We start from the raw sequence: 23,919 nt of genomic DNA on the forward strand, positions 1-23,919 counted from the left end.
ATAAAAAAGTAATTGTGGAATGAGGCACGACTTGCTAAAGTGATTATGACAAAGTCGCTCGGTAATTAGACCGACAGTTTCCCTTGGTAATCACACTAGTACAACTAATACAATTTTTCCATATATTTCGGCTCTGAGGCGTTTTTTCATTTTTTTGCCTTGGCTTTTCTCGAGTTCCTGCTGTTTTAGTTTACTTTGTTTGTTCGTTGTTATCCATCTGATGTGATTTAAGTAAGCTCCCCGGTATATTTGGAGCTATCGGATAATGATTATTATTATAAAAATAAAAAGACATTAATTAAAATTGTATTTTTCCTGAAAATTGCCATTTTTGTAATTGTCCGACAAACGCATTTGCGTTGGTTTCTTGGTTTCATCCGCATTTTATTCGGCACATTTATGTGTCTCCCCCTTTTGGCTGATTTCACTTCTAACCGTTCAAAATTGCTCGCAGCAATTATGTTGCCTGTTTTTGTTTCTTGCATTGCCTGACTCAAAAATGTTTTTTCAACGACCTGTTAAAGTCTGTTGAGTCAGATCAATGCAAATTATGGATTGAATTCCACATTTTCCTGCAAGAAATGCCTGGTCTTGTGATGGTCTGATTGCTGCGTAAGAATTGTTTTATAGCCACATTGCTAATCAGGGCACTCTGTCTCCTTTTAGAGACATGCAATGTTCTTTATAAACAATAATATACAGATATATATGCTGAGAATTTGTTTGGGAAACGACAGTTAGAATTTTTGGGTAAACAAATAAAGTTCATAACCAATTGATTATAAATATATAAAAAAAATGGCACGTAAATTGCTTATAATAGAGAGTGAATCACTAATAACTGTGGTGGGTGGTTACAGCGAATTAACCCGTATTTTTGCAAATAAGTATATTTCAACGAGATTATTACTTTGGTGAGAAAAGTCACAGCTAAGACAATTTAAGTATTTTTTTGAATCCACTGTCACAGTGCTGTATTGATTATAAACCGTGCAATTAATTTCTTAAGGGTATCCGTTTAAAGTAATTTAAACCTGTCATTTCGTTTTTTTAATCTAATTACTTAGTAGGTCTAATTAATAGAATGCTGAACACTAATAAATCACTCCAGAATTATACTAGCAATAGTAATCCGACACTTTTTACTACATCATTTGACTCACTAGATAACACCAGCGAAAAACAAGCGTATCACTTGAATCGTAATGGCTACAGTATACATATTGTCAACTCTCTAAAGCATCGAATCAAAGCAAATACGCTGATTAAACGCATGTATGCTTCACGTGGATACCAGACTAAAAATGCGACAATATTCCCATCTACCCCTGATCAAATTACATTTGCTACATTTGTTGGGGAAATTATTATTGGGACAGTGACTTTAAAAAAAGATTCAACCAACGGTCTTCTCGCTGACGAACTTTATGGTGAGGAAATTAATTTATTTCGGAAAAATGGGAAAAAGGTTTGTGAATTGTCTAAGTTTGCGTTAGATCCGCAATATACCTCAAAGGAAATGATTACATCACTGTTTCAAGTTACATTTCTCTATGCACGTAACGTTTTAAATGCTACTGACTTCTTTTGCGAAGTTAATCCGCGTCATTCTGGTTTCCATAAGCATGTTTTCGGCTTCCAGGCGTCTGGCGAAATGCGCACCTGTCCTCGAGTCAATGCACCTGCAATATTATTGCATTTGGAACTTGATCACTATGCTACTAAGCATGCCTCTGCGCTAGCAAATATAAATGTCTCCTGAATACTATACTTGCTACAGAAACCACGGACTTAACGGACTGTTGAAAAACTATCTGCGTTGCCACTGCGGCGTTAATAACAGGCTCAAATAGCTCATGTATTATTTGCATAAACTTTACTTTTTGCCTGCATTGTGACCTTCCTTGAAAACGTTTTTCAACAGCCTGGTAAAGAGTCGGGCGTTTCAGTAACAGCTACTTAACACTGGTGGTGTATCTATCCATCAATCTAACCAGCGATTGAGGTGATAGGGATGGGGGGGGTTAACTATTTCGTTTTCGTAAATTTCAGTTATGGTACTTTTCTGATTTTGCAGCTTCAACTTCAAACCGAGCCGACTGAGCGTATTTTCTCTTTTTATGATAAAGACCGTTGCCTTCAATATCTGATTCTTAACCAGATTAACGTTTATTTCCATCGGCTTGATATGATCTCGACTGACTGCGTTCGGTTTTTTTTCTTTCAGTACTAATCTCTAGTAACTTTATTCAGTCTCTCACTGTTAAAAAGACCTTTACGCTTAACTGAGTTGTCCGGGTCTATTGGACCACATCAAAGCGGGCTTATTTTTCAATTTAACTTTCAAACGATCAAAATATGCCGGAATTTGATGGCTATCCAACGGATGATGTGCCGAAAATCACAAATTCCAGAATTAAAGGCGCTCAATATTTCCCGAAAGATCATAAAGGCAAAGATGCCGATGACGATGATAATTAATCAATTGTAGTCATACTTATAAGACTCAAAAAAATTCGCAATCATACGGATTTTTTAGTATTTTCCGATAGCATAAAATATATAAGGCCACGCATCAACTGCGCGCGGTGTTTCACTTTGTTCAATGCATGCGGTCTTACAGCAATGAATATGGCAAAGTGGAATTTGTCATTTTGTCTTGGCTTTAGTCTTCGGTTTTGCGCATGAAAAACAGGATGGGCAGTAACCCGGCCATTATCAGTGTCACTGCGGGTATGGCGGCTTGTTCCCATTCTCCTTCGGACGTCATTTCAAAAACACGAACCGCCAGTGTATCCCAGCCAAAAGGACGCGTCATCAGGGTAATGGGCATTTCTTTCATGACATCGACAAATACCAGTGCTGCCCCGGTGAATATGCCGGATCTCAGAATAGGCAGATGGATTTTTCGAATCATGTGCCAGCCGTGCATTCCCATTCCCATGGCTGCTTCTTCAATACTGGGGGTAATGCGTTCCATAGCCCCGTGAATTGGGTAATGGCTGACTGCCATAAAGCGAATCATATAGGCCAGCAACATGATGATGATGGTGCCCTGGATCAACAGGCCTGTTTCGATCTGGAATAATTGCAAGATCAGATCACTGAGTTGGCCATCCAGCCAGGCAAGTGGTACGAATATACCAATAGCCAGTACGGCGCCGGGTAACGCGTAGCCAATCGTGGCTGTGCGCATAGCAAATTGCATTGTTTTTCCCGGAAAACGGCGTGCTGAATAAACAATCATGGTGACTGCAATGCAGGTGATTAAAGCCGCCAGTCCCGCTAACGATATCGAATGCCAGAGAAATTCGAGATATCGCTGTAGATCAAAGTCTGCTGTCATGGATTGTATAGCCCAGTGGACCAGTTGTATGAGTGGCAGCAGAAAAGCAAAAAACCACACCGTTATGATAAAGCTGATAACCAGGTATTGGTGATGTCTGGACAGTTGAATACGGTTTGCGCGTTGACTTTTTTTGGTTTCGGCATAACGCATCCGCGCACGAAATTGCTGTTCTAGAACAATCAGGATGAAAACGATGATTATGAGCAGCGAAGCAAGCTGCGAAGCGGCTGACAACGAAAAAAGACTGAACCATGCCTTGTAAATAGCAGTTGTAAAGGTGTCGTAATTAAATACCGCAACCGTTCCGAAATCCGCCAGTGTTTCCATTAATACCAGCATGATGCCGCCGGCTATCCAAGGCCGGGCCATTGGTAACGCAACTTTATAAAAGCCTGCGCGGCGTGTAAAACCCAGTGATTGCGCAACCTCTAAAGAGCGTTTTCCCTGGCTCAGGAATGCATTGCGTGCAAGTAAATAAACATAGGGATAAAACGCAAGTGTCATGACAATAATAACGCCCATCCGGCTACGGACATCCGGAAACCAGAGTAGATCAGAATCCAGCCAAGTACGTAACGTTGTTTGGACGGGGCCGGTGAAGTCAAACAATCCGAGTGCTACAAATGCTGTGACATAGGCTGGAATAGCCAGTGGTAATAACAAGGCCCAAGTAAAAAATCTGCGTCCTGGGAATTCATAGACAGCAGTAAACCAGGCAAGGCTGACACCCAATAAGCCTGTTCCCAGCATGACGCCCAGCGCAAGCCAGAAAGTGTTTGCCAGTAACAACGGCAAGGTGTTTTCAACAAGATGCAGCCAGATGTCACCGGCAGGCGCAAATAAAGATGATACGACAACGCCGACCGGTATCATGACCAGTGTTGCCGCTAAAAAGGGAATCAGACGCCAGCTTGCAATCACACTATCATAGAACTATCGCTTGAACATTTATACATCTGTGTTTTATTGATAGCCCGCGCGATCCATCAGTTTGACAGCCTGAGCTTGCAGTTCGCCCGCTTTTGCAAGGTTAATATTATTCTGAATAAAACGACCCCAGTCTGCGACAATTGGGTCAGGCAAGATGTTGGGATTCACCGGATATTCCATGTTGACATCAGCAAATAACTTTTGCGCCTGAATAGACGATAAAAATTCCAGCAGCTGTTCTGCGGCTTGTGGATTCTTGCTGTAACGTGTCAAGCCGGCGCCCGAGATGTTGACATGTACGCCGCTGCCGTTTCTCTGGTTCGGCCAGAAAATACCTAGCGGTAAGTTAGGATCTTTTTGTATCAGCCGACCATAATAATAAGTATTGACGATTGTTACATCACACTTTCCTGCGGCAACAAATTCCATTGCGCGTGTGTCGTCAGAGAGCGGATCCGTTGCTAGATTGGATACCCAGCCTTTGACAATTTCTTCTGTCTTCGCTTCCCCGTGTTCGGCGATCATCATTGCCACTAGTGACTGGTTGTAGACTTTCTTTGAAGTACGCAGACAAAGTCTGTTTTTCCATTTGGAGTCTGCCAGATCTTCATAAGTGGATAGATCTGTGGGATCGACTTTGTTGGTGTTGTAAATAATCGTGCGTGCACGAATGGACAGGCCAAACCATTCATTATTCGGATCACGTAAATGTTCCGGGATATTTGATTTGAGTACTTGAGATTCGACAGGCCTTAATAATCCTGTCTGTGCTGCAGCCCATAGATTACCGGCATCTGCGGTTATCAACATATCTGCCGGCGTATTTTTGCCTTCCGCCTTCAGGCGCGCCAATAAGGCGCCTTCCTTATCTGTTGTGTATTTGACCTTGATGCCGGTGTTCTGAGTAAATGCATCAAACATTGGTTTGATGAGCTGTTCTATCCTTGCGGAGTAAACGACTACCTGTTCGGCATTAACCGGACCTGAGATAAAAACAAAAAGAGAGATCAGAAATGATGTGATGATAATGTGAAAATTAAAACTTGGAATGCGCATGTGGTTTCCAGGGAAAAAGATATTGCCAATTAATTAATGAAGAGTGTAACTATATTATGAGTAGGAATAATTATCAATCAGTCAGCTCGGGAGTTAATGTTGCGTCAGTCGCTGGAATTTAAACGCAGCACAGTTTTGAATTGAGCGTGCTCGTAACCGAAGATGCTGTAATTCTATGGTACTTTTAATACAAATCACGGCAAGTTAAAAAACAGTAGGCGAAACTTATGAGCACAAACTGTATTTTTAATGAATCCTCTGGAATTCTGTAGCTATTGCGTTATCGGTTTAAATCAAGCGCACTGGTGCAATTAAATTCAGGCTAACAGCCGGTTAACGGTTTCCGGATGAGTAAGCGGTTATATGATTGCGCCGAAAGATCAAATCCCAAACAGTATGTCCCAATTTAATGCCGCGTTGTTCAAATTTTGTGAGCGGTCGGTAATTCGGGCGACTGGCATAATCGGCTGAAATGTTGTTTAGAAGGGATTCTCTGGTCAACACTTCCAGAATTTGTTGTGCGTATTCTTCCCAGTCCGTTGCTACATGCAGATAGGCGCCTTGCTTCAAGTGTGAACAAAGACGCGAGATAAACGGCGGTTGGATCAGGCGGCGCTTATGATGTTTTGCCTTTGGCCACGGGTCTGGGAAGAAAATATGTACGCCATCCAGGCATTCTGGCAGCAGCATGTGCTGCATAACTGCCACAGCATCAAACTGAATAATGCGAATATTGGTCAATCCCATTGCTTCGATCTGATTGAGTAGACTGCCAACACCGGGTGTATGAACCTCAATAGCCAGATAGTCCTGTTCAGGGTGTGCCAGTGCTATCGCCGCTGTCGAATCACCCATGCCGAAACCGATTTCAAGTATCCTGGGCGCTTGCCGACCAAAAACAACTTCAAAATCTATCGGATTCTTGTCAAAGGGGATGCCGTATTTTGGCAGCAATGTTTCGCAGGCACGGCGTTGCGCATTAGAGATTCTTCCCTGCCGCAGAACAAAGCTGCGTATGGTATGCATCATTTACGAAATAATTAACAGTTTGTGTTTATCGTGCTGACTGAGTTGATGACACCTTCAACGGGGGAGCTGGGACTGGCGGTGTATATTTTCTTGGTCATGCGTCCGGCGAGGTAAGCTTCACGGCCGGCTTCCACAGCTTTGCGCATGGCCGAAGCCATAAGTATGGGATGTTGTGCTGCGGCAATCGCAGTATTCATTAAAACGCCATCGCAGCCCAGTTCCAATGCAATCGCTGCATCAGAAGCGGTGCCAACACCGGCGTCTACCAATACAGGGACTTTAGCGTTATCAATAATGATCTGTAGATTCCATGGATTTAATATGCCCATACCGGACCCAATCAGCGAAGCTAAAGGCATAATTGCGACACAGCCGATTTCTTCCAGTTGTCTGGCGGCGATGGGATCATCCGAAGTGTAAACCATCACATCAAAGCCTTCCTTGACCAGTATTTCTGCAGCCTTGAGTGTTTCGACCATGTTTGGGTAAAGCGTTCTGGGGTCGCCTAGCACCTCCAGCTTGACCAGGTTGTGGCCGTCAAGTAATTCGCGTGCCAGGCGTAACGTCCGCACGGCATCATCAAGGGTATAGCAGCCCGCTGTGTTCGGTAATAAGGTGTACTTTGACGGTGGTACGCTGTCAAGCAAATTGGGTTCTTCGGTATTCTGGCCGATGTTGGTGCGGCGGATGGCCACCGTTACAATCTCTGCGCCACTGGCTTCAATGGCTGCGCGTGTATCCGTGAAGTCTTTATATTTGCCCGTGCCGACTAAGAGCCTGGAGCGATAAGTTTTGCCGGCAATGATGAGATTATCCATGAAATCCTGTGATTGATTAAATTAAAACTATATAACGCTTCAGGTGTTTTGCAAGTGGTTTGGTTTTGCTGTCAATTCGGCTATCGGGAGAAATCTTTTATACACTCGTTTGTGTTTGGGTTTCAAGATCTCTCGTTTTGCTCAGAATGACAAGCTGAGTTACAAAAACTAACCGCCACCTACTGCCACGACAACTTCGAGTCGATCCCCTTCAGTCAGCAATTGTTCTGAAAATTGACTGCGCGGTACAATTTCGCCATTTCGCTCGATGGCAATACGTTTGCCTTGTAGATTGTTTTGGTTAATGAACTGCGTAATCGTGATAGGTTGGTCAAACTGGCGCGTTTCGCCGTTAATTGTGAGCTGTATCATTGAAAAATTTTGAATCGGGTAAATCGATTAAAGCAATTGGTTACAACAAAGGGAACATTTTATCATGTGAGTACCGGACAGTGGTAATGGTGAATTGTCTGGATTTGTTGACAAAAAAATGATGCGCGTTTTGTAATAAAAGTTTATGCCTGGTTTTGCAGTGAAACACTATCACATTATCTATCTACTCGATTGATATTTCATCATATAAGAGTTGGATCAAAAGTAACGCAAGCGCAGAATAATGTTGGTTTTAGTGTGTAGGACCAATATTAAATAATTCAGGATAAACCCAGTCAATATCCTTATAAGCACGCTTTGGTCCTGGCGGTGAATAAATACTGTAACCGGACAATTCTTTTGGAGGAATATAGCCGGTAATTTTTTCAAGTTCTGCAAGGCGAATGCTTTGTTTGATCAGGTAAATGATATAAGCCTGACGAAGCGAATCAGCGTTAATTTCATTGGCGTCAGGTAAGTCTGCATCGAAACTTGCGCAGGTAATTAAAGCTGCGAGGTCTTCTGATGACAGTGGTTCTCCGGATGCGCTGACTAAACGACACGTTGTTTCTGCAAAGAGCGATTTTAATGCCGGATTGAGTGGTATGATTCTTGGCGATTGACCTTTAATGATCAGTTTCTCGTTTTCCAAATCGATGTTTTCTTTTGCTATCGTCGTGATTTCCTCCAGTGTAACGCCGCTGAGCAACAGCGCGATCAGCAGTTTTTCTCTGTTACCGGCATGCTGTAGCAGCTTGTTAATTTTTTGCATGGATAATTCCTGCGGAGGAGGATTTCCCAGAACAGGATTCTGCTGTGGCAGTGCATTGACAGATTGTTGTGCAATTCCGAGAGAATCAGGTGACATATTCTTGTTGTGCAAATGAATACCCGACAGGTTGATTATCGGTTTGGGTTGTGTCTTGCGTGTCAGGAATTCACTTATCCAGACACAAAACAAACTGAATAAAATAGAGCCGGTAATGGCAATGATGGCATCAAGAAAATAGTCTGGGCGAATGGGAGCATTGGGTAGAAAAGCGCGTTCGATGACATCAACTTGTGGATATTTTCCAGCATATCTGGCTTCAACCTGAGCCAGTCTATCCTGGGTATCACGATATAATGCTTCCAATCCTTCGAGGTCGGCTTGCAACGCTGCATGTTCTGCGAATCGGGCTGAAAATTTGGTTGCCTTTTTTTTATGCTCATCAAGTTGTTTGCGTAATTCACTGCCTGCCTGTTTTGCAGCGGCATATTCTTGTTGTGCATCTGATTGAACAATCGTCTGGCCGCTTTGACGCATGCGCTTGATCTCACCTTCCAGGGATGCGAGCTGTTCCGGGATGACTTTCAATGTGGGTGACAGCTCGAGATACTCTTTGGTATAGCGTAGATTCAAATCAGCCAATTCTTCGCGCAATTGCTGTGCCCGATCTTCAAGTAAACTGAGTGTTCGCGTATCCTCTTGTGGGACTACTGCTTGTCCGTTCTCAATCGCTCTGTTGATTGCGTCCAATCGCGCTTTTGTTTTTACTTCTTCCTCGCTGGTTACATTGAGTGATTCATTCAGTCCTTTAAGACGCGCCAGTGCTTCATTCTCTTCACGTTCTATAGAAGAGATATCGTGATTTCTTCTGAATTGATCAAGCTCGACGCGTTTGGTAGTTATCTTTTTCGCCAACCCATGAAGTTCATTTTGTAAAATATGTGTGGTATTACCCAATAAGCGCGATACTTCTTCTGCTCTCGCGTCTAAATAAACGTCAATCCAGGTATTTATCAGCAGGGGTAGCTGCGTTGGGTCGGGTCCTTCGGCGATCATTTCAATCAAATTGGTATCTGTCACCGGCCTGACATCCAGCATATGGCGAATATCTGCTGCGCTCAAGTCTATTTGAGCGCCATGGCTATCCGATGATTTTAACCGTTTTGATGTTTCAGCTAATAATTCTGATCCCAATAAGATTTGTTTTTGTATGGCTACATGTTGAATATCAGCATCATTGCTTGGTAAGTCAATAGCGGTTTTAGCTACGGTTAACAGGGTTGCATAACTGAGATAAATTGCCGGTCGGGAAAAAACATAACTCAGTGTGATTACAGCGCTTACTAGAAACGTGACCGCGAAGATGAGTAATCTACGTGATTTAAACCATGGCTGCGGATCATAATGAGGGGGTTGCCAATATTCATTGACTGATGAAGTTAATTCATGATGGGCGCGGCTGTGCATAATCGATTTAATGAAGCATTATGAGATAAGATAAATATCTGTTTTTAATCAGCGATACGCAAGAACTAAACATGTTTATCCACGGCCAATCTTGATTTAAGTTAACCTTACTCCACTGTGGAGAAATTATGTAATAACGATATGAATATCTCCGCTATTTACATTATGAATTAAAGCGATAATCAACAAATAAACTATTTACGAATCCCATCCTTTATTAAAAAGAAAAAAGTTGCTTTTTTTCAAAAACAGCAATCAATATTTTGACTTGTATCATGAAGTATAACAGACTAAACTTGATATCGGTTTAGCGTGTTAAGTCAGCTTTCGAATCTATAACATTAAGGTCTCATGCATGGCAGCGAAATTTTTGAATAAACGCCCCAAGCATCTCAATTTATTAAAGATCACCCAGCCATTGCCGGCAATAGTTTCAATAATGCACCGTATCAGCGGCGTGTTGCTTTTTTTTCCGGGTATTCCTGTCACGCTTTTTTGCCTGCAGATGATGCTTGGATCACCGGAAAGCTTTGAGGCATTGCAGGCCACTTTGCAAAGTCCGGGTATGAAGGTGATGCTTCTCTTTTTTGCATGGTTTTGTCTGCATCATCTTTGTGCAGGTATACGTTATCTTGCGCTGGATATGCATTATGGCATTGCACTTGAACAGGCACGCACGACCAGTAAATGGGTGCTGGTAATCAGTATTTTACTGACATTATCGATGGGAGTCATTCTATGGTGAAACAAAGCGGCCGTATTGTAACTGGTGCACACTATGGCTTGAGAGACTGGATGGCGCAACGCGTGACAGCTGTGCTGATGGTGATTTATATTTTGTTGCTTGTGACCATCATATGGATAGTTGCACCGCGGGATTATGCTGCATGGGCGAATGTTTTCAATAATCAATGGATGCGTATTGCTACTTTCTTGTTTTTTGCCTGCTTGTTTTGGCATGCATGGGTGGGTGTACGTAATGTGTTGATGGATTATGTAAAGCCAGCAATTACGCGTTTGATATTGCAGATTCTGGTGATTATTTCACTGCTGGTTTATCTGGTATGGACAGCTGAAATTCTATGGAGCTGATGTGTCAATCATAAAAAGAAAGTTCGATGTGGTTATTGTAGGCGCAGGTGGGGCTGGCATGCGTGCTGCATTGCAATTGTCCGAAGCGGGGCTGAAGGTGGCGGTGTTGTCCAAGGTGTTTCCAACACGATCGCATACTGTTTCCGCGCAGGGGGGTATCGCTGCGTCCTTGGGCAATGTAACTGAGGACAACTGGCACTGGCATATGTACGATACGGTGAAAGGTTCTGATTATCTGGGTGATCAGGATGCCATCGAATTTATGTGCCGCCAGGCCAATGAGGTAGTGTATGAACTGGAGCATTTTGGCATGCCGTTTGATCGACTGGATAACGGTAAAATTTATCAACGCCCGTTTGGCGGGCAATCACAAAACTTTGGTGGTGCGCAGGCCACTCGTTCTTGTGCAGCGGCGGATCGCACCGGTCATGCGTTATTACATACGCTTTATCAGCGCAATGTCGGCGCCAATACACAGTTTTTTGTAGAGTGGATGGGCCTGGATCTGATACGTGACGAGCATGGTGATGTGCTGGGCGTCACGGCGATGGAGATGGAAACCGGCGATGTGATGATTTTGCAGGCCAAAGCGACGTTGTTTGCAACTGGTGGCGGTGGTCGTGTTTTTCAGGCCAGTACCAATGCACTGATTAATACCGGCGATGGGTTGGGTATGGCTGCGCGTGCAGGAATTCCACTCGAAGATATGGAATTCTGGCAGTTTCATCCGACCGGTGTACATGGTGTGGGTGTTTTGATCAGCGAAGCGGTGCGGGGTGAAGGTGGCTATCTGATTAACAAAGATGGTGAGCGTTTTATGGAACGCTACGCCCCGAATGCAAAAGACCTTGCCAGTCGTGACGTGGTGGCGCGCGCGATGACTATCGAGATTAAAGACGGGCGCGGTTGCGGGGATGATAACGATCATTTGCTGTTAAAGCTGGATCATCTGGGTGCAGATATCATCAAGTCTCGACTGCCCGGAATTCGCGAGTTGGCAATGAAATTTGCAGATGCCGATCCGATACATGATCCGATCCCTGTTGTTCCTACTGTGCATTATATGATGGGCGGTATTCCTACTAATTATTATGGTCAGGTTGTTGCGCCCTATAAAACAGGGCCTGAAGAAATTGTGACAGGATTTTATGCGGTGGGGGAATGTGCATGTGTTTCCGTGCATGGGGCTAATAGATTAGGAACAAATTCCTTGCTGGATATCGTGGTTTTTGGCCGCGCAGCGGCTAATCAAATTATCGAAGACCTGGAGAGAAATTCGCACCATAAACCGTTGCCTGCCGATGCTGCAGATAAATCAATGGCCCGGCTTAGTCGCCTGGAGAATCAAGTCGATGGCGAAAACGTTGCACAAGTGACGGCTGCACTTAGTAAGACCATGCAGACACACTGCGGTGTTTTCCGGTTTGAGGATACCTTGCAGCAAGGTGTGGAAAAGATTAAGGAAGTGGCTGACCGTGTTGCTCTTACCGAAATCAAGGATAAGAGCAAAGTGTTTAATACAGCAAGGATAGAGGCGCTGGAATTGGATAATCTGAAGGAAGTAGCCATTGCAACCATGATTTCTGCTGAAGCAAGGCGTGAAAGCCGTGGCGCGCATGCGCGAGATGATTTTCCTGAACGTGATGATGACAACTGGTTGAAGCATACGTTGTTTTTCAGCGCGGACAAACGTTTGGACTACAAGCCGGTACGCCTGAAACCACTCTCAGTTGATTCATTCCCCCCTAAAAAAAGAACTTATTAGCCGTTGTGTCTGTCCTGGTTATGGGCATTCGGTGCACTAGTTTAATCTTTATCAGTTTGGTATATAAATGTTATGAAAAAAAGCAGCTTCGTTTTATTCTTGATTTTCTTTTTCTGTAGTCTTTTGATGTTTACCCATGCCATTGCTGAGACGCGTTATGTGACCGACCAGTTTGAAATTACTCTACGCACCGGATCAAGCAGCAGCCATGCCATTCAGCGGATGGTAAAAAGCGGTACATTGCTTGAAGTATTGGAACAAGATGAAGAGAGTGGCTATTCGAAAGTGCAGACAAGTAGTGGCGTTGAAGGGTGGGTGTTAACGCGGTACTTGATGCGTGAGCCGGCCGCCAGGACGCAGTTGCAAAATCTGGTCAAGCAAGTAACCAATAACGCGCCTCAAAACAGCAGCATACGCAGCCAAATGGATTTAATTAAAACAGAATACGACAATGCTAATGACCGTATTAGGGATCTCGAGCAGGATAAAAAACAACTGGAATATCAGTTAAATGAAATCAAAAATGCATCTGCAAATGTATTAGCGATAGATGCTGAAAATCAACAACTGCATCAGAAATTTACTGAAGCAAAATCACAGCTTGAAGTGTTGCAGGAACAGTACACCCGGTTAAATGACAGTCACGAAAAAGACTGGTTTATCACTGGTGCGCTGGTTTTGCTGGGTGGATTACTGTTAGGATTGATCATCCCCAAAATCAGTTGGCAAAGACGCTCCCGCTACGGCAGTTTTTAACAGTTTTGATGATTATCTGAGCTGTCCTGTAATATCCAGTTCTTGCCACGGTTGCACTCAGCGTAGAATCAGGGCACTGGGATGATGAACCAGAATTGAAAATTTCTTGTTTCTGCGGGATGTCCAGCCGCGTACTTCCAGTGTTTTTCCCAGGTAAGTGTCCAGTTCAGGAAAGTGTCTGTGGTGGTCTTTGGCGATGCGTATGTTGACCTGATCATTGAAAATTAGATAGGTAAACCTGCGTTTATGCTGGATTGTTCTCGGGATTCCAATATAACGCCGCCAGCCTTTATGATCGGTGGATATTTGGGAAAGCGGGTGTGCCTGATATTCGGATAATGCCCATATTCCCAGGTTCTTTTGCTCAGCCTGATTCTGTGCCTGACTGAAATGATCGGCATGCCGTAGATTGGGTGGAATGATGCTTACAAAACCAAGGCCGTTTCTGAGTAATTCAAGATTGAGATGTTTGCCGTCAGGCAAGAAAACATGGGCAAGCAAGCGGTTGTACTTGTCATGTTTTTCGAGGTCAAACTCCAGATAAACTTTCCGGTTAGCAAGCTGATTCTCCAGCCACGCTTTAGCTGCTAATCCTCCAGGTTCTTTGGCGCGGTGGCGGCTTTCAATTTCAGGTGTGTTGATACCGAGCAACCGAACGCGCTGTCCATTTTTCAGAATAAGCGTATCACCATCGTAGACTTTTTTTACCTGATGCAGGTGACGATAGGCGCGGCTGGGAAGCTTGATTTGCCTGGCACCATCAATGGCCTTGTCTGAATAGGTAACGCTGCCTGTTGCGTCTTCGCTACGAAAAATTTCAGTACTGAAAGCGGGTTGCGTGATTAACCAAAAAAAGATTGTCAGATACAAACGATAATAATTTTTATGTGGATTATTCATGCTGTTATCAATTGATCTATGCTACGGTAAATGACATGTTGATGCCATGTGACAGGTATGAAAATGCTTTTAAAATAAAAATATGGCACAATTGTCAGTTTTTGGGCACGTGTGCGAGAACTATAAAAAATGTGATGAATTAAAGCGAAAAGTTAGTGTTAGAATCGTCAAGTTTGCAGGCAAGTTAATACATTCTAATTGCTGAATAGAAAATGCCATGCTCTGGTAAAGAACGCTTTTCAGCGTTACTTTCTGGCCATCAAGAAATTCTTTAAGTAATCTAATGAAAATATGTGTCAATACCCAATCAGTCTAACCAATCGGGTCGTCACTTTGATTGTCAACAACACCAGCTTGAACATGTTGACCGGTTGCGCGATCGGATAAAGGAGTTTGCAACCTGATGGAAATCGATAGGATAATTGATGCGGCCGTTGAACCTGTTTCGAGCGCCGTTTCGTCTGTTATTTTTTATAGCGTTCCGCTATTAGGGCTCGAAATTAAGTTGGTGCTGGTATGGCTGGTTGTCGCGGCGCTTTTTTTTACGGCTTATTTTGGTTTTGTCAATGTGCGCTGTCTGGTACACGGCGTCAATGTATTGCGCGGTAAGTTCGATGATCATACTACAGATGGACAGATTAATCGATTTCAGGCGTTGATGACTTCGCTGTCGGGAACCGTTGGATTGGGTAACATCGCCGGTGTGGCAGTCGCGATTTCGGTGGGTGGCCCCGGTGCGGCATTCTGGATGGCGGTCATGGGTATTCTTGGTATGTCGACCAAATTCATTGAAGTCACATTGGGCGTTAAATACCGCCAGCATGGGTCAAAGCGACATCCGGAAGCGATTTCAGGTGGCCCAATGTACTATTTGCGCGCAGCTTTCGATCAATTACACAAGCCTCGACTTGGCAGGTTCATGGCGGGGATGTTTGCCTTGTGCTGTATCGGCGGCACAATTGGAGCCGGTGGCTTGTTTCAGGCGAATCAGGCTTACCAGCAGGCTTTGGTTGTGACTGGCGGTGAAAACGGTTTTCTGGCTGAAAGAGGCTGGTTGTTTGGCGTTTTTATGGCACTGCTCGTAGGCCTGGTGATTATAGGGGGTATTAAATGGATTGCTGCAGTTGCCAGTAGCATTGTGCCTGTTATGGCGATTACCTATATTGTGGCGAGTTTTGTGGTCATTGGTGTCCATTACGCTGCAATCCCCGAAGCAATACAAACCATCTTTGAAATGGCGCTTTATCCGGAGGCGGGGATTGGTGCATTGATGGGTGCTTTATTAATGGGCGTGCAGCGCGCTACTTTTTCCAATGAGGCTGGGCTGGGGTCGTCGGCGATTGCGCATAGCGCGGTGAAAACAGACGTGCCGGTCAGTCAGGGTATGGTCGGTATGCTGGGGCCTTTTATAGATACCGTGGTTATTTGCATGGTCACGGCCCTGGTTATCGTTATTTCAGGAGCTTATGTCGAAGGTGGTGGAATTGAAGGTGTTGAGTTGACATCGCGCGCGTTTGCTTCTGGAATTTCCTGGTTTCCCTATGTATTGTCAGTTACAGTTTTCTTGTTTGCTTACTCAACCATGATTTCATGGTCTTATTATGGATTGAAATGTGCGACATACCTTTTTGGCGAATATGATATTGTTGAAAATATCTACAAAGTTTTCTTTTGCATATTTATTGTCATCGGATCGGCGACTCAGTTATCCAATATCATTTTATTTACCGATTCAATGGTTTTTGCTATGGCAATACCGAATATTATCGGATTGTATATGCTGGCACCTGAAATCAAAAAAGATCTCCGGACATATCTGCAGAATATCAAATTAAAATAGTAGTTTTTATGGTATGCAATCAAAATAAAAATACATGTGCATTAAGAAATTGTATTAAAATCAACGCCCATTCGACAGTCAATTAACAATATTCTCCCACTGGAACATGGCATCTGAAACCTTGATTGAAATCAACGATTTGAATTTTTCATATGATACGCGGACAATCCTGAAAGGCGTTAATATGACCATGCGGCGTGGTCAATTGATTGCCATCATGGGCGGTAGCGGATCGGGAAAAACAACGCTGTTGAAACTAATCGGTGGTGCTGTGCGCCCATCTTCAGGTTATGTCAAGGTTTCCGGACAGGTGATCCATGAACTCAATCGCGATGCGCTTTTTAAGATGCGCCGGAAAATGGGCATGCTGTTTCAATTCGGTGCATTGTTCACAGACTTGTCTGTTTTTGACAATGTGGCTTTTCAAATGCGCGAGCATACGGATTTGTCCGAATCCATGATACGCGACCTGGTATTAATGAAATTACATGCAGTAGGGTTGCGTGGCGCACATCAGTTGATGCCAGCTGAATTGTCGGGCGGTATGGCGCGTCGCGTCGCATTGGCGCGATCCATCGCACTGGATCCGATGCTGATGATGTTTGACGAACCCTTTACCGGTCTGGATCCGATATCGTTGAGTGTTATCGGTGGTTTGATTCGGCGTTTGACAGATGCGCTGGGTATGACATCGATTATTGTTACCCATGATGTACAGGAATCATTGAGTATCGTCGACTATGTTTATTTTATCGCGGATGGCGTAATTGCCGCGCATGGTACACCGGATGACGTGAAGGAATCCGAAGCACCATTTGTGCATCAGTTTGTACATGGTGAAATCGATGGTCCGGTGCCTTTTCATTATCCTGCACAAGCTTATCTCCAGGATCTGAATTTGGAGAAGGCCCTTGCTTAAACCGATTGCTCGAATTATTTCCGTTATTCAGGGTATCGGACACCGTGTCATTGAGGCTGTCTGGCGACTGGGCCGGGCCACACGCTTTTTTTTGCTGGTGTTGCTAAAGTCAGGCACCAGCCTGCGCCGTTTTGGTCTGGTAATACGCGAATTATATTATACCGGTGTCTTATCGCTCATCATCATTGTGGTGTCCGGATTATTTGTCGGCATGGTATTGGGCTTGCAAGGATATGAAACTCTCCAGAAATATGGTTCTGAAACGGCTGTTGGTACTCTGGTGGCATTGTCACTGGTAAGAGAACTGGGGCCGGTTGTGGCCGCACTCTTATTCGCCAGTCGCGCAGGTTCGGCCATCACTGCCGAAATTGGCTTGATGAAAGCAACCGAGCAACTGACGGCGATGGGAATGATGGCTGTAGATCCGGTCGCACGCGTAGTAGCGCCGCGTTTCTGGGCGGGTGTCATTTCCATGCCTTTGCTGGCGGCTATATTTTCGGTGATGGGCGTGTTTGGCGGTTATCTGGTGACGGTTCTGTTTATTGGTGTTGATGAAGGGTCTTTTTGGTCGCAAATGCAGAGTAATGTCGATTTCAGAATCGATATTCTGAATGGATTTATTAAAAGTTGTTTTTTTGGCGTCGCAGTGACGGCGATTGCTGTGTTTGAAGGGTATGATTCGCCTCCTACAGCGGAAGGTGTTTCAGGCGCAACAACGCGCACTGTTGTAACCTCGTCATTGGTGATACTGGGACTTGATTTTATCCTGACAGCTTTCATGTTTAGAGGACTTTAGGTAAATGCAACGAGCTACTTTGGATTTATGGGTAGGACTGTTTGTGGTGATAGGAATTGGTGCGTTAATGATTTTGAGCCTGAAGGTGGGTAATCTGAACACTTATGGCGTCTCGGACAGCTATGTCATCAAAGGAAATTTTGACAATATAGGGGGACTCAAGACCCGGGCACCTGTAAAAAGCTCAGGTGTGGTCATTGGGCGTGTTACCGATATTCAATTCAGTACTCAAAGTTACGATGCAATCGTTACCATGAATATTGACAGTCGTTATCAATTCCCTAAAGATACTTTTGCCAGTATTTTGACGGCCGGTTTATTGGGAGAACAGTATATCGGGCTGGATGCAGGGGGCGATGAAATGATGCTCAAGGCAGGTGATACAATTATGAAAACCAATTCTGCCATGGTGTTGGAGGAAATGATCGGACGTTTCATGTTTGATAAGGCTTCGGAAGATGACGATTTTTAATCAAATAGCTTAAAATTCCGATTGTTTAAACTTTGTATGTTAAATCGAATATTGAATGAAATTGTGAGGGAACAATGAAAAGATTTCTTGGTGTAGTGACATTTCTGGTTGCTTTCTTGTTTGTGTTCCCGGCGTGGTCGATGGAGATGAGGCCGGATCGGCTGGTTGATAAAACCGTTCAAGAAGTGCTTGAAATTATCGGTAAAGATGAAAGAATAGGTGATGACAAGGAAAGAATGTTGGATCTGATCGAAGATAAAATTCTGCCGCATTTTAATTTTACGCGTATGACGCGTTTGGCGATGGGCAAGCATTGGTCTTCGGCAGCACCTGAACAGCAGAATACACTGGTTGACCAGTTTCGAACTTTGCTGGTCAGAACTTATTCAAATGCATTGACGAGTTATCGAAATGAGACGGTAAAAGTGGATCCAATTAAGGAACTGGGCGATAGTGTCGATGCGACGGTGAGATTAATGGTCATACAAGGCAGCGGTAAACAACCAGTACCGATAGATTACAGCATGGAAAAAGGGCCGGATGGTTGGAAAGTTTATGATGTTACGGTTGCCGGTGTCAGTCTGGTGACAAACTATCGCGGTTCCTTTAATAGCCAGATACGCAAGGGCGGCGTTGACGGGCTCATCAAAACCCTGTCGGATAAAAATCGTTCGCTGGAAGGTAAGTAATCAGTGATGTTTTTTCCTGTTGAATTAAACACTCATTATTTGGAATGATTCGCTGCGAAGGAAATACCCTTGTCGTTCAAGGTGCTGTCACCGTCAATAACGTGACCGCCTTGACACAAGAGGGAATTGCGTTGCTTGATCATGCGCATATGCTGGTTGATTTGCAGCAGGTGACCGAAGTCGATTCCACCGTTATCAGCATGTTGTTTGAGTGGTTGCGCGAGGCCAATAAAAAAAATTGTCATCTTGAATTTATCCGTTTACCCGCAAGCATTGAAAGTTTGATTCAACTCTACGGTGTCAACGACATCATTACACCTTTATCAAACCCATCAAAGCCGGAAAGTTGATTCCGCTTTTTATTTCATTTGAATTATTTATTGAATGTCTGTAGCCATAGAAGTCCATCAAGTATGTAAATACTATGGTTCTCTTTGTGCACTGGATCATGTTGATCTGAAAATAGAGGCGGGAGAGTTTTTCGCGTTACTGGGTCCGAATGGCGCCGGTAAAACAACATTGATCAATACCATTGCCGGATTAGCAATTACCGATAGCGGCTCGATTCATGTCATGGGCAATCATGTGATTAACCAATATCGGCAAGCCCGGAAACAGTTGGGTGTGGTGCCTCAAGAACTCGTTTTTGATCCATTTTTTACCGTGCGTGAAACCTTGAAAATTCAATCGGGCTATTACGGCATTTCTAATAGCGCGTCCTGGATTGATGAAATTATTGACCGGCTTGGTCTGACAGATAAGGCGGATGTTAACATGCGCGCACTGTCCGGTGGCATGAAGCGGCGTGTCATGGTAGCACAGGCGCTGGTACACAAACCGCCTGTTATCATTCTGGATGAACCGACAGCAGGGGTGGATGTCGAATTGCGGCAATCGCTTTGGGATTTTATCAAACAGTTGAATATTGAAGGGCATACCATCGTATTGACTACACACTATTTAGAGGAAGCAGAAGCACTCTGTAACCGGGTTGCCATGCTGAAACAGGGAAAAATTATTGCTTTGAACAGTATGCAGGATCTGATCAATAACATGACAGTCGGTTATTCGCTGCGTTTGAGATTGCAACCGGATAGCCTGCCATCGATTTTGCAGGATAAACAAATCGCTAACCACAATGGATTTTATGAACTGAAAATCGATGCGCATGCACAAATCGAATTGATACTTGCACGGTTGCGAGAAGAGAATATTCAGATTCTGGAAATGCAGCTGTTACAGCCTGACCTTGAAGATGTGTTTGTGAGTATGATGAAAAACTCGATACCTGAAATGTAATGACCGGTTTTCTGACTTTACTTTACAAGGAACTGCTGCGCTTCTGGAAAGTGGGTTTCCAAACGGTACTGGCACCTATCGTGTCCACCTTGCTTTACTTGCTGATTTTTTTTCATGTGCTTGAAACGCGTGTGGAAGTGTATCAGGGTGTTTCATACACGGCATTTCTGATTCCCGGTCTGGTAATGATGGCGGTGATGCAAAATGCGTTTGCCAATGCATCGTCGAGCATGATTCAATCAAAAATCAGCGGCAATATTGTTTTTGTGCTGCTGTCTCCACTGACTTATCGCGAAATTTTCATGGCTTATATACTGGCTTCCGTGGTGCGTGGGTTGCTGGTAGGTATCGGTGTATATCTGGTGACATGGCTGTTTTTTGACATCCCGTTATTTTGGCCGGTCTGGATCATTATGTATGCCGTGATGGGCAGTGCATTGTTGGGCGCCTTAGGCGTCATTGCAGGCATTTGGGCGGACAAATTTGATCAGCTGGCGGCATTCCAGAATTTCCTTATCATGCCTCTGACGTTCTTATCCGGCGTGTTTTATTCAATTCATTCACTGCCACCTGCCTGGCAATATTTGTCTCACCTGAATCCTTTCTTTTATATGATCGACGGATTTCGTTACGGATTTTTTGGTGTATCGGATATTTCACCTTATGTGAGTCTGGTGATCGTCAGCGTATGTTTTCTGGCAGTATCGTATCTGGCGATACAGATACTCAGGACCGGCTATAAATTGCGGCACTGATGTTGTTTTCTGGTGGTTTGTACAAGGTGCTTTGATTGGCATCAGCCATGCTGCCGCGCAGTTTTTTTTATTTTCCTTCTGGATATGGATAAAGCATATTCATAGCAATGCTTTTACCGGCTGTTTCCACAATACGGACATGTTCGCGTTTGAATTCCCTGGCATGACGTAATCCGCATGAGTGCGCTATCATATTGACTTCTTTGTTAAAATTTCTGGCGTAATTGGTGACGCGTACACTTTTTTCCTCAACTACGAGACCGTTCTGCAAGCGTGGGTTGTGCGTTGTTACACCGGTTGGGCATGTATTCTTATGGCAACGCATCGCCTGAATGCAGCCGAGTGAGAACATGAATCCACGCGCGGTATTGACAAAATCCGCACCTGCGCAGAGCGCCCAGGCGCCATGTGCTGCGGTGACGAGCTTGCCCGCTGCGACGACGCGAATGCGGTCTTTCAGGTTGGATTCAATGAGTGAATCGACGACACGGGGTAATGCTTCTGAAATGGGCAGACTGACATAATCCAGTAATGTCTGCGGTGCGGCGCCGCTGCCGCCTTCACCGCCATCAATGGAAATAAAGTCGGGTGCGTAATCCAGCCCCTTGCTTACGATGCAGTCACAGAGTTCATTAATAAAATGCCAGCCGCCGATCGCTGTTTTGATGCCAACAGGGCGTCCTGTCAATTCGCGTAGATAATTGATTTTCTCAAGCAATTCGTCAATGTTGTCAATGTCTTTGTGTCGATTCGGGCTGATTGAATCCCGGAAGGCCGGTATGCCGCGGATTGCGGCGATATCTTCAGTAATTTTGTCGCCAGGTAATAAACCGCCCTTGCCGGGTTTTGCACCCTGGGAAAGTTTGATTTCAAATGCCTTGACGACTTCTCCCAGTGCCTTTGCACGTTGGGGCGAAAGATTGCCCCGCTCATCGCGAATGCCATATTTGGCGGTACCGATTTGCATGATGACGTCACATTTGCCTTCCAGATGATAGGAGGCGAGTCCTCCTTCACCGCTATTGAGCCAGCAGCCGGCATTGACGGCGCCCAGTGAGAGTGCCCGCACCGCAGGTTTTGAAATCGCACCATAACTCATGCCGCTGATATTGATTATCGACTTGGCGACAAATGGATATTTGGCGTATCCTTCTCCTATGAGCATTGGTGGGGGCGGCAGCTGGTCCTCCTCTAATATAGGGAATGCGGCGTTGACGAAAATAATCGAACCTGGCTCGCGTAAATCGTTGGTGGAGCCAAAACCGACCACGCCGCCTTTGTCTTTGGAATGCCGGTAAATCCAGTTGCGGGTTGCCCGGTTAAAAGGCATTTCATCCCTGTCATTTGAGAAGAAGTATTGACGAAAATATTTTCCCTGTTGTTCAAAGAAATAACGCAACCGCCCTATAACCGGGTAATTACGCAACACAGAATGTTTTTTCTGGGTGACATCCTGAATAAACCAAAAAACGATTAACGCAATAATGACCAGAACCATTACCGTAAACAGACTCTGAATCAGCAAATCCATTGTGTTAGACATAGCGCCTCCTGTGAAGATAGATTTTATATGTTATCTTGTTTGTTCTGAATTTTTCATTCATTAAGCGCTTCGCTGAGTTGCCATCTCAAAATATGGATTTAGGTATACTATCATTTTAGTAGTAAGAATATCATGTTGAGAGGATACCGTTATTTTGCTTGATGAAATTGAAAATAATGTGCGCATTGCGCTGCGTGAGGATATCGGCACGGGCGATCTGACCGCCTTGCTAATCCCGGAACAACAGACGCTGACAGCCAATGTGATGAGTAGGGAAACGGCTGTATTATGCGGCACGCAATGGTTTGAACTGTGTTTTAAGACATTGGCGCCGGATATTCAAATGCGCTGGCATGTCCGGGATGGCGATACGATCGCAGCGCAACAGACGCTCTGTGAAATCACGGGGCAGGCACGTACGCTATTGACTGCGGAACGTTCCGCACTTAATTTTCTGCAGATGCTGTCGGCGGTGGCCACGCAGACCAGACGTTATGTCGATGCCATCGTTGGAACCGATGCAGTGATTGTCGATACACGCAAGACATTACCCGGTTTGCGCCTGGCACAAAAATATGCTGTCCAGTGTGGTGGCGGCGTCAATCATCGCATCGGCTTGTATGACGGCATTCTGATCAAGGAAAATCATATCGCCGCTGCAGGCGGAATAGCACAAACGCTCAAACAGGCGCAAACGATTGCGCCAGGAGGCGTTTTTATCCAGATCGAGGTGGAGTCCATCACGCAATTACATATGGCGCTGGATGCTGGTGCCGCCATGATTTTGCTGGATAACTTTGCCGTTGATCAGCTCAATGAAGCGGTCGCCATCACTAGAAAACACAGTCAGATGTCAGACCGGAAAATTATCCTGGAAGCTTCCGGCAATATCGGTTTGGAAAATGTGCGCCGAATTGCCGGGACCGGCGTGGACAGGATTTCAATTGGCGGGCTGACAAAAAATATACAGGCCGTGGACTTGTCGATGCGGTTTGTGTGATATGCCAGTTTTGCCTGGGAGGAACAATGACAACTGAAGCAGATTTAATTAGTCCAAAATACTGTGCCAGAATAAATCTAAACTTTTACAGCTCAGTCTGTTAACACCAAGCGACTTTGTCGTATCTTAATTACCAGGCGATTCTGTCGTAATCGCTAATTACCAAGGGAAACTGTCGGTCTCTTTTTTACATGTTTGTTAGTGTTCTTTTTTTGAATACTGGAGGCATGTTGAGGATGATTGTGATGGATTCTAAAGCTCAACTCACCGTTGATATAATTGCTAAAATTGTTGAAGGCAGAA

General features: G+C 44.5%; 23 protein-coding genes. 15 read left to right on the forward strand and 8 right to left on the reverse strand.

Annotation, left to right across the window (positions count from 1 at the left end; all coding sequences use genetic code 11):
• The first annotated feature begins 1,084 nt into the window (after positions 1 to 1,084).
• On the forward strand, positions 1,085 to 1,762 hold the full coding sequence (locus C8R11_RS14695; RefSeq protein ID WP_146159125.1) for an N-acyl amino acid synthase FeeM domain-containing protein: 678 nt from the start codon (positions 1,085 to 1,087) through the stop codon (positions 1,760 to 1,762).
• 596 nt (positions 1,763 to 2,358) lie between these two features.
• A complete protein-coding gene (locus C8R11_RS17030) occupies positions 2,359 to 2,481 on the forward strand; it encodes a hypothetical protein (RefSeq protein WP_280523911.1) in 123 nt (40 codons plus the stop codon).
• 184 nt (positions 2,482 to 2,665) lie between these two features.
• On the opposite strand, the gene C8R11_RS14705 is transcribed toward C8R11_RS17030, so the two are convergent.
• The 6 genes from C8R11_RS14705 to C8R11_RS14730 form a co-directional block, all read right to left on the reverse strand.
• Entirely contained in the window at positions 2,666 to 4,222 is a 1,557-nt protein-coding gene (locus C8R11_RS14705) for an ABC transporter permease (RefSeq protein ID WP_181258278.1), read from the reverse strand.
• Positions 4,223 to 4,312: 90 nt separating this feature from the next.
• On the reverse strand, positions 4,313 to 5,335 hold the full coding sequence (locus tag C8R11_RS14710) for an extracellular solute-binding protein (protein ID WP_107796357.1): 1,023 nt from the start codon (positions 5,333 to 5,335) through the stop codon (positions 4,313 to 4,315).
• Between the two features lie 333 nt (positions 5,336 to 5,668).
• The gene (gene trmB / locus C8R11_RS14715; RefSeq protein ID WP_425320590.1) at positions 5,669 to 6,364 is read right to left on the reverse strand and encodes a tRNA (guanosine(46)-N7)-methyltransferase TrmB; all 696 of its coding nucleotides are present in this window, start codon (positions 6,362 to 6,364) and stop codon (positions 5,669 to 5,671) included.
• Between the two features lie 11 nt (positions 6,365 to 6,375).
• Positions 6,376 to 7,182 carry a thiazole synthase gene (locus C8R11_RS14720; RefSeq protein WP_107796358.1) on the reverse strand — a complete coding sequence of 269 codons (807 nt, stop codon included), beginning with the start codon at positions 7,180 to 7,182 and terminating at the stop codon, positions 6,376 to 6,378.
• 168 nt (positions 7,183 to 7,350) lie between these two features.
• Positions 7,351 to 7,554, reverse strand: a complete 204-nt coding sequence (thiS, locus tag C8R11_RS14725) for a sulfur carrier protein ThiS (protein WP_090698058.1) — start codon at positions 7,552 to 7,554, stop codon at positions 7,351 to 7,353.
• A 253-nt stretch (positions 7,555 to 7,807) separates the two neighbouring features.
• On the reverse strand, positions 7,808 to 9,790 hold the full coding sequence (locus tag C8R11_RS14730) for a GumC family protein (RefSeq protein ID WP_107796359.1): 1,983 nt from the start codon (positions 9,788 to 9,790) through the stop codon (positions 7,808 to 7,810).
• Between the two features lie 355 nt (positions 9,791 to 10,145).
• Here C8R11_RS14730 and sdhC point away from each other — a divergent pair, with 355 nt between their 5' ends.
• From sdhC to C8R11_RS14750, 4 genes are all read left to right on the forward strand, one after another.
• Positions 10,146 to 10,535, forward strand: a complete 390-nt coding sequence (sdhC, locus tag C8R11_RS14735) for a succinate dehydrogenase, cytochrome b556 subunit (RefSeq protein WP_107796360.1) — start codon at positions 10,146 to 10,148, stop codon at positions 10,533 to 10,535.
• Positions 10,529 to 10,882, forward strand: a complete 354-nt coding sequence (gene sdhD / locus C8R11_RS14740) for a succinate dehydrogenase, hydrophobic membrane anchor protein (RefSeq protein WP_107796361.1) — start codon at positions 10,529 to 10,531, stop codon at positions 10,880 to 10,882. The genes sdhC and sdhD overlap by 7 nt, the downstream gene beginning before the upstream one ends.
• A 1-nt stretch (position 10,883) precedes the next feature.
• Positions 10,884 to 12,647: a succinate dehydrogenase flavoprotein subunit gene (sdhA, locus tag C8R11_RS14745; protein ID WP_107796362.1), complete on the forward strand. Its 1,764-nt coding sequence runs from the start codon at positions 10,884 to 10,886 to the stop codon at positions 12,645 to 12,647.
• A gap of 72 nt (positions 12,648 to 12,719) precedes the next feature.
• Positions 12,720 to 13,403: a TIGR04211 family SH3 domain-containing protein gene (locus C8R11_RS14750; protein WP_107796363.1), complete on the forward strand. Its 684-nt coding sequence runs from the start codon at positions 12,720 to 12,722 to the stop codon at positions 13,401 to 13,403.
• Between the two features lie 57 nt (positions 13,404 to 13,460).
• Here C8R11_RS14750 and C8R11_RS14755 read toward each other — a convergent pair whose 3' ends face one another.
• On the reverse strand, positions 13,461 to 14,303 hold the full coding sequence (locus tag C8R11_RS14755; RefSeq protein WP_107796364.1) for a thermonuclease family protein: 843 nt from the start codon (positions 14,301 to 14,303) through the stop codon (positions 13,461 to 13,463).
• A gap of 403 nt (positions 14,304 to 14,706) precedes the next feature.
• On the opposite strand from C8R11_RS14755, the gene C8R11_RS14760 reads away from it, so the two are divergent.
• From C8R11_RS14760 to C8R11_RS14795, 8 genes are all read left to right on the forward strand, one after another.
• Entirely contained in the window at positions 14,707 to 16,143 is a 1,437-nt protein-coding gene (locus C8R11_RS14760; RefSeq protein WP_107796365.1) for an alanine/glycine:cation symporter family protein, read from the forward strand.
• A gap of 106 nt (positions 16,144 to 16,249) precedes the next feature.
• A complete protein-coding gene (locus C8R11_RS14765; RefSeq protein ID WP_107796366.1) occupies positions 16,250 to 17,062 on the forward strand; it encodes an ABC transporter ATP-binding protein in 813 nt (270 codons plus the stop codon).
• The gene (gene mlaE / locus C8R11_RS14770) at positions 17,055 to 17,858 is read left to right on the forward strand and encodes a lipid asymmetry maintenance ABC transporter permease subunit MlaE (RefSeq protein ID WP_244907713.1); all 804 of its coding nucleotides are present in this window, start codon (positions 17,055 to 17,057) and stop codon (positions 17,856 to 17,858) included. The genes C8R11_RS14765 and mlaE overlap by 8 nt, the downstream gene beginning before the upstream one ends.
• Before the next feature lie 4 nt (positions 17,859 to 17,862).
• A complete protein-coding gene (gene mlaD / locus C8R11_RS14775; protein ID WP_107796367.1) occupies positions 17,863 to 18,330 on the forward strand; it encodes an outer membrane lipid asymmetry maintenance protein MlaD in 468 nt (155 codons plus the stop codon).
• 74 nt (positions 18,331 to 18,404) lie between these two features.
• A complete protein-coding gene (locus C8R11_RS14780; RefSeq protein ID WP_107796368.1) occupies positions 18,405 to 19,019 on the forward strand; it encodes an MlaC/ttg2D family ABC transporter substrate-binding protein in 615 nt (204 codons plus the stop codon).
• Positions 19,020 to 19,063: 44 nt separating this feature from the next.
• A complete protein-coding gene (locus C8R11_RS14785) occupies positions 19,064 to 19,369 on the forward strand; it encodes an STAS domain-containing protein (RefSeq protein WP_107796369.1) in 306 nt (101 codons plus the stop codon).
• Between the two features lie 34 nt (positions 19,370 to 19,403).
• Positions 19,404 to 20,318: an ABC transporter ATP-binding protein gene (locus tag C8R11_RS14790; protein ID WP_107796370.1), complete on the forward strand. Its 915-nt coding sequence runs from the start codon at positions 19,404 to 19,406 to the stop codon at positions 20,316 to 20,318.
• Positions 20,318 to 21,073, forward strand: coding sequence for an ABC transporter permease (locus C8R11_RS14795; RefSeq protein WP_107796371.1), 756 nt, complete (start codon positions 20,318 to 20,320; stop codon positions 21,071 to 21,073). Before C8R11_RS14790 ends, C8R11_RS14795 begins: the two co-directional genes overlap by 1 nt.
• Positions 21,074 to 21,140: 67 nt before the next feature.
• On the opposite strand, the gene C8R11_RS14800 is transcribed toward C8R11_RS14795, so the two are convergent.
• Positions 21,141 to 22,616 carry an FMN-binding glutamate synthase family protein gene (locus tag C8R11_RS14800; protein ID WP_107796372.1) on the reverse strand — a complete coding sequence of 492 codons (1,476 nt, stop codon included), beginning with the start codon at positions 22,614 to 22,616 and terminating at the stop codon, positions 21,141 to 21,143.
• A 154-nt stretch (positions 22,617 to 22,770) separates the two neighbouring features.
• On the opposite strand from C8R11_RS14800, the gene nadC reads away from it, so the two are divergent.
• The gene (gene nadC, locus C8R11_RS14805) at positions 22,771 to 23,616 is read left to right on the forward strand and encodes a carboxylating nicotinate-nucleotide diphosphorylase (RefSeq protein WP_244907714.1); all 846 of its coding nucleotides are present in this window, start codon (positions 22,771 to 22,773) and stop codon (positions 23,614 to 23,616) included.
• Positions 23,617 to 23,919 lie beyond the last annotated feature (303 nt).

The organism is Nitrosomonas aestuarii (assembly GCF_003046585.1).
GTDB classification, from domain to species: Bacteria; Pseudomonadota; Gammaproteobacteria; order Burkholderiales; family Nitrosomonadaceae; genus Nitrosomonas; species Nitrosomonas aestuarii.